This window comes from Dolichospermum sp. UHCC 0260 (assembly GCF_009711985.1).
GTDB classification, from domain to species: domain Bacteria; phylum Cyanobacteriota; class Cyanobacteriia; order Cyanobacteriales; family Nostocaceae; genus Dolichospermum; species Dolichospermum lemmermannii.
Map to the genome: position 1 here is coordinate 1 of NZ_VIKZ01000037.1, position 11,195 is coordinate 11,195.

The 11,195-nt window shown below is 39.6% G+C and carries 11 protein-coding genes, 1 tRNA gene and 1 pseudogene; 4 read left to right on the plus strand and 9 right to left on the minus strand.

Annotation, left to right across the window (positions count from 1 at the left end):
• The first annotated feature begins 85 nt into the window (after positions 1–85).
• Together FJR08_RS14895 and FJR08_RS14900 are read left to right on the plus strand one after the other, a co-directional pair.
• Positions 86–820: a class I SAM-dependent methyltransferase gene (locus tag FJR08_RS14895; protein WP_168633692.1), complete on the plus strand. Its 735-nt coding sequence runs from the start codon at positions 86–88 to the stop codon at positions 818–820.
• Positions 821–1,109: 289 nt separating this feature from the next.
• The gene (locus FJR08_RS14900; protein ID WP_053540358.1) at positions 1,110–1,403 is read left to right on the plus strand and encodes a hypothetical protein; all 294 of its coding nucleotides are present in this window, start codon (positions 1,110–1,112) and stop codon (positions 1,401–1,403) included.
• Between the two features lie 19 nt (positions 1,404–1,422).
• On the opposite strand, the gene trmFO is transcribed toward FJR08_RS14900, so the two are convergent.
• Positions 1,423–2,745: an FADH(2)-oxidizing methylenetetrahydrofolate--tRNA-(uracil(54)-C(5))-methyltransferase TrmFO gene (trmFO, locus tag FJR08_RS14905; protein WP_015080636.1), complete on the minus strand. Its 1,323-nt coding sequence runs from the start codon at positions 2,743–2,745 to the stop codon at positions 1,423–1,425.
• A gap of 42 nt (positions 2,746–2,787) precedes the next feature.
• Complete coding sequence (locus FJR08_RS14910) at positions 2,788–2,973, minus strand: type II toxin-antitoxin system HicA family toxin (RefSeq protein ID WP_083881465.1); 186 nt, start codon at positions 2,971–2,973, stop codon at positions 2,788–2,790.
• A 199-nt stretch (positions 2,974–3,172) separates the two neighbouring features.
• Between FJR08_RS14910 and FJR08_RS14915 the strand changes: the two are divergent.
• Positions 3,173–3,400 (plus strand): annotated as a pseudogene (locus tag FJR08_RS14915) (ISKra4 family transposase); the annotation flags it as partial.
• Positions 3,401–3,739: 339 nt separating this feature from the next.
• Here FJR08_RS14915 and FJR08_RS14920 read toward each other — a convergent pair.
• From FJR08_RS14920 to FJR08_RS14950, 7 genes are all read right to left on the minus strand, one after another.
• A tRNA-Met gene (locus FJR08_RS14920) sits at positions 3,740–3,816 on the minus strand.
• 60 nt (positions 3,817–3,876) lie between these two features.
• Positions 3,877–4,830, minus strand: a complete 954-nt coding sequence (locus FJR08_RS14925) for an asparaginase (protein ID WP_015080638.1) — start codon at positions 4,828–4,830, stop codon at positions 3,877–3,879.
• A 178-nt stretch (positions 4,831–5,008) separates the two neighbouring features.
• A complete protein-coding gene (locus tag FJR08_RS14930; RefSeq protein WP_015080639.1) occupies positions 5,009–5,509 on the minus strand; it encodes a CGLD27 family protein in 501 nt (166 codons plus the stop codon).
• Between the two features lie 5 nt (positions 5,510–5,514).
• Positions 5,515–5,952: a ribosome silencing factor gene (gene rsfS, locus FJR08_RS14935; protein ID WP_015080640.1), complete on the minus strand. Its 438-nt coding sequence runs from the start codon at positions 5,950–5,952 to the stop codon at positions 5,515–5,517.
• Between the two features lie 365 nt (positions 5,953–6,317).
• A complete protein-coding gene (locus FJR08_RS14940) occupies positions 6,318–7,367 on the minus strand; it encodes a sugar transferase (RefSeq protein WP_168633693.1) in 1,050 nt (349 codons plus the stop codon).
• Positions 7,368–8,444: 1,077 nt separating this feature from the next.
• Positions 8,445–9,086 carry a DUF3318 domain-containing protein gene (locus tag FJR08_RS14945; protein WP_015080643.1) on the minus strand — a complete coding sequence of 214 codons (642 nt, stop codon included), beginning with the start codon at positions 9,084–9,086 and terminating at the stop codon, positions 8,445–8,447.
• 78 nt (positions 9,087–9,164) lie between these two features.
• On the minus strand, positions 9,165–9,722 hold the full coding sequence (locus FJR08_RS14950) for a hypothetical protein (RefSeq protein WP_015080644.1): 558 nt from the start codon (positions 9,720–9,722) through the stop codon (positions 9,165–9,167).
• Between the two features lie 265 nt (positions 9,723–9,987).
• Here FJR08_RS14950 and glpX point away from each other — a divergent pair, with 265 nt between their 5' ends.
• Positions 9,988–11,025: a class II fructose-bisphosphatase gene (gene glpX, locus FJR08_RS14955; RefSeq protein ID WP_168633694.1), complete on the plus strand. Its 1,038-nt coding sequence runs from the start codon at positions 9,988–9,990 to the stop codon at positions 11,023–11,025.
• The last annotated feature ends 170 nt before the right edge of the window (positions 11,026–11,195 follow it).

Sequence of the window (11,195 nt, forward strand, 5' to 3'; positions counted from 1 at the left end):
TGTCAAAAAACTCATTTGAGAATTTGATAGATTAACTTTGAATTCAAGACCCAAGTTCTTTAACTTTAAATAGTAGGATATAAAAATGACTAGTAACTATGACTCCATAGCCAAAGAGTATAAAGAATCCAAAGAATTGCCGATGCGTTTACATATAGAAGCATATACATATTTTAATATGCTTGGCAATTTGGCGGAAAAATCAATTCTGGATCTGGCTTGTGGAGAAGGATTTTATACCAGAAAGTTTAAAGATCAAGGTGCAGCAAAGGTTGTAGGGGTAGACATTTCCCAAAAAATGATTGAATTGGCAAGAGAAGAAGAAACTAGAAAATTTCAAAATATTGAATATATTCTTGGTGATGTACTTGAACTCGGTGAAATAGGCAGCTTTGATTTGGTAGTTGCTTCCTATCTCCTAAATTATGCCCGAAGTTCAGAAGAATTACTCAAAATGTGTAAAAGTATATTTGCCAATCTTAAACCTGGTGGTCGTTTTGTTACTATTAATAGCAATCCCTCTCAAGCACCTGTATCATATCTGAAAACTGAAAAATATGGATTTATTAAAAGTATAGATTCACCACTAATCGAAGGTACACCCATAAAATATACATTTATTAATAATCATAAATTCACCTTTGATAACTATTACCTCAGCATTCCCACTCATGAATGGGCATTTCAGAGTGTCGGTTTTAAAGAGGTTCGCTGGCAATTACCAATAGTCTCACCTGATGGAATAAAAGAATTTGGGCAAGAATTTTGGCAAGATTTCCTTGATTCTGTGCCAATAATTGGTATTGAATGTTTTAAGTAAATCTACAAAATCCACCATCGTTTTAATATCCATGTTTGCGTCTAACGGGGCGACGATGAAGCTAGGAATAAGACAGGATAAGCTCCATACCCCTTAAACCCCCTTGATGATACTTAGGGCTTGCTGAATAAGTTGTCTGTGAGGGCAGGGAACTCTTAACTGGGAACAGGGAAGAGGTTTTGGGCAACTTTACTTTTCCTGATATATTACTCTTCGAGAAGCCGCTCCGCGTCTACGGTTTTTTTTCCGTTCACCTACTTATAATAAACTAAAAATATTAAATGTTTTTATGAAGACACGCCCAGGAATTTTATTACTTACTTTAGTCATACCTGGTTTATTGGTAGTATTGATATCCCTTTATTATTTTGGTACTGATTATGACGCACTAATAAAAGCTGAAAATTATTTAGAAAAATTGGTAAAAGAGGAAAAGCCTAATGAAAGAACTTTACAATTTGCATATCATCGAGCTTTAGCCCATCGAATTAATGTTTTTGCTGATGCTACTTGGGGATTATTGGGAGGTGTGATTACAGCAGTGGGAATACATGGTTTAGTGATGTTGAAGGAGAAAGATTAAAACACTTCCTCCTATTAATTTAAACGGCTGAATTTTCCATTTTCCAAGTTGCTAAATCTGCTAAAGAGCGATCGCGGTAACGTCCGTATTTTTCCGGTTTACTCTTAATTTTCACACCCAAATCTGGCACAATTCCAAAATTAGGAGCCATCGGTTGAAAATGTTTTGGTGCAGCGGATCTGATAAACTCAAATAATGCCCCCATCATGGTTGTAATAGGTAAAATTAGAGGTTCTTTTCCTAAAGCTAACCGCGCTGCATTTGTTCCCGCTAACCAACCTCCCGCAGATGCAGCAGTATAACCTTCTGTTCCTATTAATTGTCCCGCAGCTAATAAAGTTGGACGTTCTTTAAATTGCAAACTTGCAGACATCAACTGCGGTGCATTTAAAAAAGTATTGCGGTGCATTACTCCTAATCTGACAAACTCGGCTTTTTCCAATCCAGGTATCATTTGAAATACTCTTTTTTGTTCACCCCACCGCAAATTAGTTTGAAATCCGACCATATTCCAAAGTTGACCGGCTTTATCTTCTTGTCGTAATTGAATTACCGCATAGTTACGTTCTCCATTGCGAGGATCAGATAAACCCACTGGTTTGAGAGGTCCATAACGCATGGTATCTTCACCTCTTCTGGCCATTTCTTCAATTGGTAAACAAGCTTCAAAAAATTTCGCTGTTTCTTTTTCAAAGTCTTTTAATTCCGTTTGTTCTGCTTGACAAAGTGCTGATCGAAATTGTAAATACTGCTCTTTATTCATCGGACAATTTAGATAAGCTGCCTCACCTTTATCATAACGAGAAGCCATAAATGCAATATCTTTATTGATAGAATCTCCGACAATAATTGGACTCGCAGCATCAAAAAAGTTGAGATATTCCATCCCCGTAAATCGCTGTAAATCTGCGGCTAAATCGGGACTGGTTAAAGGTCCAGAAGCTAATACAACGATACCTTGGGGAATTTCTTTAACTTCACCGCGTCGGAAATCAATTAAAGGATGATTTGCTAAGGTTTTGGTCAAATCTTCGCCAAATTGTCCTCTGTCTACCGCCAAAGCCCCACCAGCAGGGACTGCGTGTTCATCTGCTTTGGAGATGACAATAGAACCGAGTTGGCGGAGTTCTTCGTGTAAGAGACCGGCGGCGCGATCGCTCGCCATAGCCCCGAAAGAGTTGCTACAGACCAATTCAGCCAAATTTTCCGTATGATGGGCAGGGCTGAAGCGTTTAGGGCGCATCTCGTGAAGAATTACAGGCACGCCGGCTTGGGCTATTTGCCATGCTGCTTCTGTTCCTGCGAGTCCGCCGCCAATTACTTGTATCGGTTCTTGTGTCATAGTGATTTGAGATAGATTTTCGATAAAATTATGATAAAACTATTATTCACATAAAGAACGAGGTAGTTGAGATTGCCGAATAATTGACATTAATGTACCCAATTTAACAGATGAGTGATTAGGTACAATAGCAGTCAGAGTAGAGTCTTCTATTGCTTTTTGCATGACAATATGACTTCCTTTTTGTCTAACTTCTGTAAAGTCATTGTTTTGTAAAATTTTATAGATTTCTTTGCTAAACCCAGAATTTTACTTTTAAGATGGAGTTTATAGTAAAATACTATTAAAAGTTAGCAGTAATAATTTTCCAAAATATAAACAATGGTAGCACAAAATGGTTGATACTTTTCGTCATTATTCAATTCTAACTAATCCTTAATAATATCCTGATTTCCTCTTCCGCCAACTATTTGAAGAAATGGTGGATTGGTTAAGTTTGCTCCGCATTTTGAAAGGTCAATCTAGTTTGGTGGCTTCTGGTATGCGTCCTAGTGCTACCTGACATCAACTAAAAATTGAACAATGTTCTCCGGTGGATAAATGTGCTAATTATCTACTCAATCATGGTGCTTTTCTCAAATACGATGATTATTTGGCTGCGGGTTTTCCCATTGCGACTGGTGTGATTGAGGGGGCTTGCCGTTACTTAATTAAGCCTATAACGGTTATCCAGTCAAAGCTCAACAAAAATGTCAGAGGTAAATAAAATTTCTCTGGCTGGAATTTTTCAAAAATATCAATTATCTGGATATCCTCAATTTTCCAAATCTGACAAAGAAAAATGCATCTATTTTGGGACACCATCAGCCAAAACCTTGCACTTTTTTGTGATAAAAATCCGCGAAACCCTTATTAATAAATGGTTTTAGCTTTATTTAGCAAGCCCTAATTAGTTGTAAATGTAGTTTTTGTATACTACTTTTTGAAGTGCGGAATGTGGGATGCAAAATAAGTCCCCGTAATCTTTAAAAGTTACAGGGACTTATTTTTTATTTGGTGGCGGGAAGTGGATTTGAACCACTGACCTTCGGGTTATGAGCCCGACGAGCTACCAGGCTGCTCTATCCCGCGTCGCTTTTGTCGCTTTTCTCTCGACTCCTTTAATATAGCGCGAAGTCAAAAGTTTGTCAACTACAAAAGCGATAATTCTCCAATTACTTCCAAACGCTTGTATTTCCCCAGGTTCATAAACTTTTCAGAGAGGCTTTGGGCAATACTGGGACTAATCCAACCCATTTGTTGGAGGATGTGAATAGCTACGGCATATTTAGCGCGTGTTGAGCCATCCATGACTTTAATAGCTAATCCCATGCCTTCACCAAGTCGGCCAATGCACTGTACCCCTTCCGCTCCAGATTTACTCACCAGTTCACCAGGAGTTAAGCGCATCAATTCTGTATCAAATTCTCCAACACCCGCCACCATTGTAGGATGATGATTCATGGCGCGGACAATTCGCTCCATATCCACGCTATTGCTAGAAGCTAATACAGCATATAAAGAGGCCATTTGACTGAGTTGCATCAGATATGTGGGTGCGCCACAGTCATCATGGGCGGTAAGAAATTCTGCTGCTGGCATTCGCAGCAATTCTGCTACTTTGGTGATAATTAACTGTTGGACTGGGTGTTTACGATCCAAATAGTTAGTTAACGGCCAATGGCGTTGCTGACAAACAGCTAACATTCCGGCGTGTTTACCAGAACAGTTATATTCTAAAGCACTACTCTTACCTTGAGGAATTGGGCAGTGCAGGGCATTGATGTCAATATCTGCTCGCCACAGGATGTTAAATACCTGTCTCACCTGTTCCATACTGCCTTTGTGGGAACTGGTGATAATTGCTAAGTCTTTATCGCTCAAACCATAACGTTCTAATGTGCCTGTGCTGGTGATAGCCAGTGCTTGAAATGGTTTGAGGGCAGAACGGACAAATGCGGCGGTTTCAGCGTTACCAGCAACGGAAAGTACCCGTCCCCGGTCATCACTAACTACAGCCTGGACTATATGCCGAGATTCGATAATGCCTTCACGCAGCAACCGGACTTCTAGTGCTGCGGCTTGAGTTCGTTTTCCCATTGTCATGGGTTTATATCTATTTTGTGAATTGTCAGTGGTCAGTGGTCAGTAGGGGCGAAGCATTTGGAAGATAAATTATCGATCATTGCCAAAAATAGTTCTCCAAATGCTTCGCCCGTACAGTTGTCAGTTGTCAGTTGTCAGTGGTTGGTTGTTTTACTAATGACTAATGACCAATGACTATTTACAAGAAATGCCAAACTATAGTACCAATAAGATACGTAAGAGCCAAGGCGGCAAAGGTAATTTGCAAGCGTTGGAAGATGGGTTTGATTTCGTAGGTAACAATTAACCGATCACGACTGATGACTTCTTGGGGTTTTGTCCAAGTGTGTCCGTCGTACCAACCAGATTCTTCGTAGAATACGGTGGGACTATAAAGGCGATCGCGCACATAGAACCAACCTAAATATAACCGGACTAGTACTAGCACTATACTTACACTAGCAGCACCAGATCCACAAAGGAGAAAATTAAAAATCTGCTTTTGGGGAGAAAAACTGGCTGCTGCCACAGGTCCTGCTACTAACCAAGACCAAGCCCAGATCCAAAAAATTTTCTTGGTGAAGTTAGCCCAGCTTAAGATACTATCTCGAAATAGCCAGGCATTTTTTAATTCTTCGTACTCATTCAGTGGTTGTTGTTCTGTAGGAACTGGGCAATTCTCAAGGGAGGATCGCATCATATCGGTTAACTCCCAACATTCTCGGCGTTTGGTAGGGAAATACGTTCCGCGTGTCCCCAGAACGCTTCTAAATTATAAAACTCCCGTTCTCTTGGCATCATGATATGGACGATGACATCACCATAATCTTGTAGTACCCAAGTTCCTTCGGCTTTGCCTTCTGTTCTGATGGGTCGTCGTTGCCAGTCAATTTCAACTTGTCCTTGAATTGCGTCAGCGATCGCCCTAACTTGCACCTTGGAATAACCAGTCATCATCACAAAGTAATCCGCGAGGGAAGAAATCTCTGCCACATTGAGCAAGATAATTTCTACTGCTTTGCGGTCTAAAGCTGCCTCAGCAATAGTTAAAGCTAAATTTTTACTCGTAGCTTCTGTGTCAGTTTTAGGGCTGCTCACAGGGTTTATTGTCAATGGTAAATTTCGGGGGAAAGATTCAGTCATTCAACCTCATGTGCGTTTTTTCTGTTGCCACTACTTATTCAACTTGCTTACAAATATCTCAAAATAGCTGAACTGCAATTGTGTGAATAGGTTTTTCCTGAATAGTAACATATTCTACAGTTGATCACTTTATCAACCAAGGGAATAGGGAATGGGGAACAGACGCGAAAAATTAGCCCCCAAGCCAGGTTTTCAGCCTCACCCCTGGTAGATAGCTTAGTTTCCCTGTTCCTTTCATAAAAATAAACCCAAGCCGATTTGTAACTTGGGTAAATTGAATGTTTTAACTTGGTGAATTTAGTTTAGTAGCAAGCATTCAGTCGTCAGTCGTCAGGTATTAGCTGAATACTGACGTTTAGCAGTGGCTAAACAGCCCCACTGTTTTTATTAAACAAAATGGTGATGGTTTTGAAAATTAACTTTAAATCATAAACTAAAGTCCAATTTTGCTGATACTGTAAATCTAACCGAATCACATCTTCAAAACTCCGAACTTTAGAGCGGCCGTTAACTTGCCATTCACCAGTCATACCAGGTTTAACGTCGAAACGTTGCCATTCGGGGACTTCGTAGCGTTCTACTTCATCAGGTGTGGGTGGTCGAGTCCCGACTAAACTCATTTCCCCTTTGAGAACGTTCCAAAATTGAGGTAGTTCATCTAAACTGGTACGGCGTAAAAAGTTACCTACTTTAGTAATTCTGGGATCATTATCATTTTTAAAGAAAGCGCCTTCGACTTGATTTTTGATTTGGGATTTTCTAGCTTCTGCATCTACACACATAGACCGAAATTTCCAAATTGCAAACCGCTTACCCATCCAACCACAACGAGTTTGCCTAAAGAAAATTGGACCAGGATCGTCAATTTGAATGGCGATTACTATGGGAATAAACAAAATAAATGTAATTACTAAACCAACTAATGATCCCACAATATCAATCAGCCGTTTCATCCAAGATGCCACGGAATTATGAGTTTGAGGAAGTGGATCTACTTTGCGAGAAGTATTTTTTCCTGAGTTTGTAAAGTTATCTGTGGCTATTAGTGTGAGGTTGTGAAGAGACTCAATGGGAAACACCTGATCTAGCCCTGTCAGATTTAAAACTGCCATGACTTGGGGTGTAACATGACGCAGTGTTACTTTGATTCCCTTTTCTTGAGAATTTTTAAAGTTGCTGACTAGAGAACCTAAACCACTACTATCCATAAAAGTAGTATTTTGGAAATCAATAAAAATTTGCCCTGGTGGTAAATCCGCTGCAATTAAGTTTTGGCAAGTTTGCTTAAAACTGACGGCCTCAAGCACAGTTAACCTCACTGGAACTTGCAAGATTACTGCGCTTTCTAAGTAAGTAACTGGAAAGTCTACTGGTGTGGTTTGACTACTCATAAAACTCTGGACTTTAATTGCCATATATAATCTAATTTGTTAACCGTAATTTTCTTCTGGAAAAACAATTAACCTGATTTTTAATCTGGATGATGAAGCACAAGCTGGGAGATTTTTAAAGATTAGAGAAAATATTCCCAATCCAGCTTCACAATAGCAGCAATTGTCAAAATTTTTGCTGTTGTAAATAGGTGAATCAACTTGTTATTTCTCATGATCATCTGATTACTAAAAATAAAGTTAATGTTACTGATACCTGATTTAAGTCTTTTTATGCAATTCAAGGGGAATATCTCAACGTCGGGATACGTCAGATTTTTATTTGTTTTGCTTTTTGTGATTTGCATTGTTACTTTTGTGACAGTTTTAACAATTACAATGCCCTTTTTAACTGCCAAATTGACTGTTTTCCTGAATTACGGGACTTTGCAGCTCATGCAAATTCTGGGCGATTATCTATAGGACTAGAATGGGTTGCCAGAAAAAACTTACCTTTGTCAACAATAGCATTAGCTTAACTCAAGGATATCCTCTGCTTCATGCACAATTTTTAGCAAAATTTCAGCCAGCAATAATATCACTAATTAACCTGCTAATTTATTGATAACCTGACGGATATTGGCCAAAACAGTTGGAAATAACTATCTCCTACTTAGACTCAGTAGGTCTAAATTTAAAATTTCTCAATGTGAGCAATAAAACTCATTATGAAGAAGATAAAAAATTCCTTTAACCAGCCTCTAACACTAAGTTAGAGCTATTTAAAAAAATAATTGTCTTCCAAAGTACAGTTGTTAAAAAGTTAAAATCGGCGGTTGATTAGTTGCAGATGTAAGTAAGGAGATTTCGCTATTTTTGCGACCTGTGACTTCCTAAACTTATAAAATATTCAACAAAGACGCGAATTTAAAAAGTTTTTATGAGCAAAATAAGAAGGTTTGATAAAGTTTTAATATTTTGTTAAATAGATGAATTTCTCGGAAATTTTTCTGAATATAAAAGTCTAATAGATAGATATTACTGATGTTCAAGGCTTTTAGTCCTGACTCTGACTGTATCTTTGTGGGTTGGGTGTGTCCCACCCCACTAATTGTCAAAATTTCACAATCCAGAGTCCTCATTCCGGGATTTAGCTTTGGCTTTGTTGGCGCTGCGTTTAAGAGCAGAAAGTCTCGCTTCATATCGAGAACGCTGATTTTTGCTAGGAGTGTTTTCCACTAAGGTTTTTAAGGCACTACCAAGACTTTTATAGGCGTTGGGTAAACTATAACCAAAGCGGGTTGCCAGAGCGATCGCTTTTTCGTCAGCATCTAGCAATTCTTTAACTTGTTTACCACCATTATTTTTTTGATATAATCGCCAACCAGAAACGCCACAGAGCGCCATAGCTAATACTAGCAATAATCCATCTTGTACCCATAATTCACCAACAGCACCACCTAAACCAATGGCTAGTGCGGCCATTTCCCAACCATCTTTGGGAATAGTGTCGTTTTGCACGCGAGCAACTTCGTGCCAAAACAGCAAATTCCGCTGGTCCATTGCCAGAGCATCCCATTTTACCAAGTCAATTTGAATTTCCACTTGGTCTTTGCCAATTTCTTCGCAACGAATCAGGGATGGATTAACCTCTGTTGTGCCTTCAACTGTTACCCAACTTTGTAATTCTGGGGGTAATAAGCTTTTTAACCGCCGGAGTTCACTCATTTCTGCTTTAGCAGAGGAGGTTGCATAGGATGTCATAAAAATCCAGCCTTACAAGATTTCAGTATATAATCAGGTTATCACTTTGCAGTTTAGTGATTTCAGTAGTGATCCGCTTTATTCATCAGACAAACTACCCCGCTTTTTCCGCGCTTCCATGGCTTTTTCCAGGAGTTCTAATAATCCAGGAGCTTGTTCTTGAATACTCAATAATAATCTTTCTCCTAAGTCCAGATTTCCCGGATCTTCTCCTGTTTCCATCACCTCTTGCAACCGCGGCAGGGCAACGGTATCCACGATTTGGATTAATCCGCTCAGACAACGGTTAAATTGTCTTTCGGTGAGCAGGGAGTCTTCCAGGGGAAATTCGATGATAGCGCGGATTTCACCATCGGATGGATCATATTCCCATTGCAGCATTTTAGTTTCCCAGGAAATAGCCAGCATCGTCTGGAGGATAGCGTCTTTGTAGGGATGGTCTTTTACTTCTGCCAAAACTTGGGGTGCAAATAGCCGAAAAAATTTTCCTTCCTCGTCCAGTTGGACAACTATCAGAAAATCTTCGATGTTTTCCGCTTCCACACCCGTAATAATCCGGTCTTCTTCTTCATCAAAACGGTAGTCCCAACCAAGATTATCTAGATACTTGGCTATTTGTTTGAGATTTGCTGCCATAAAAGCCTCGTAAGGAACAGTGGAGAGGCTGTCACCATAACTATTCTAACTTGCTAGGCGCATTTACTCAATTACTGTCAGCAATTTCTACTTTAACTTAACTAATATGAATGTACTATAAAAACTCGCAATACTGCCTTAGTCGCAAAACTTAACATAGTTGCTAGTCAAGACTTTTTTCCATAAGTATCCTTGTTTTGGTAAACTTGAAAACTGAAATAGCTAATTAAACGACGCTAAGACAAGTAATTTAGAGGGGATACTCGTGGAAAATACTCTTGGGTTAGAGATTATAGAAGTAGTTGAGCAAGCAGCGATCGCTTCTTCTAAGTGGATGGGTAAGGGCGAAAAGAATATTGCTGACCAAGTAGCAGTGGAAGCGATGCGCGAACGGATGAACAAAATCCATATGCGTGGTCGCATCGTCATCGGTGAAGGCGAACGGGACGAAGCTCCTATGCTTTACATTGGTGAAGAAGTTGGTATCTGTACTCAACCAAATGCTGCCAGTGTCTGTAATCTGGAAGAACTTGTAGAAATTGACATTGCTGTTGACCCTTGCGAAGGAACAAATTTAGTAGCTTACGGACAACCCGGTTCAATGGCTGTTTTGGCAATTTCCGAAAAAGGTGGTCTATTTGCTGCTCCTGATTTCTACATGAAGAAACTCGCAGCACCCCCAGCAGCTAAAGGTTTGGTTGATATCAATAAATCAGCTACAGAAAACCTGAAAATCCTTTCTGAGTGTCTAGATCGTGCCATTGATGAACTTGTGATAGTAGTGATGAAGCGCGAGCGCCACAACGATTTAATCAAGGAAATCCGTGAAGCTGGGGCTAGAGTATCACTAATTTCTGATGGTGACGTAGGTGCTGCTATATCCTGCGGTTTTTCTGGTACTAATATTCATGCTCTCATGGGTATCGGTGCTGCACCCGAAGGTGTAATTTCTGCTGCTGCAATGCGGGCTTTAGGTGGACACTTCCAAGGACAACTTATCTACGATCCAGCAGTAGTGAAAACTGGATTGATTGGTGAAAGCAAAGAAGCCAATATTGAGCGTCTCAACTCTATGAATATCACTGACCATGATAAAGTCTATGATGCTCATGAACTCGCATCGGGTCAAAACGTTCTGTTTGCAGGTTGTGGTATTACCAGTGGTAATCTAATGGAAGGTGTCCGCTTCTTCAAGGGCGGTGCGAGAACTCAAAGTTTAGTTATTTCTAGCCAGTCTAAAACTGCTCGGTTTGTGGATACCATTCACATGAATGACGCACCCAAGGTTGTGCAATTGCGGTAGTAATTAGTCAGTGGTCAGTGGTCAGTAGTTAGTGGTCAGTAGTTGATGGTCAGTGGTCTGTCAAAGTAAATCTGACAAGTTATGAAAATCTAAAAACTTTAAATTTTGTATTTTATAGTTTTTGGTCAATTTATATCCGTCAATCAGTTCTTGATAGTCTACAGACAATT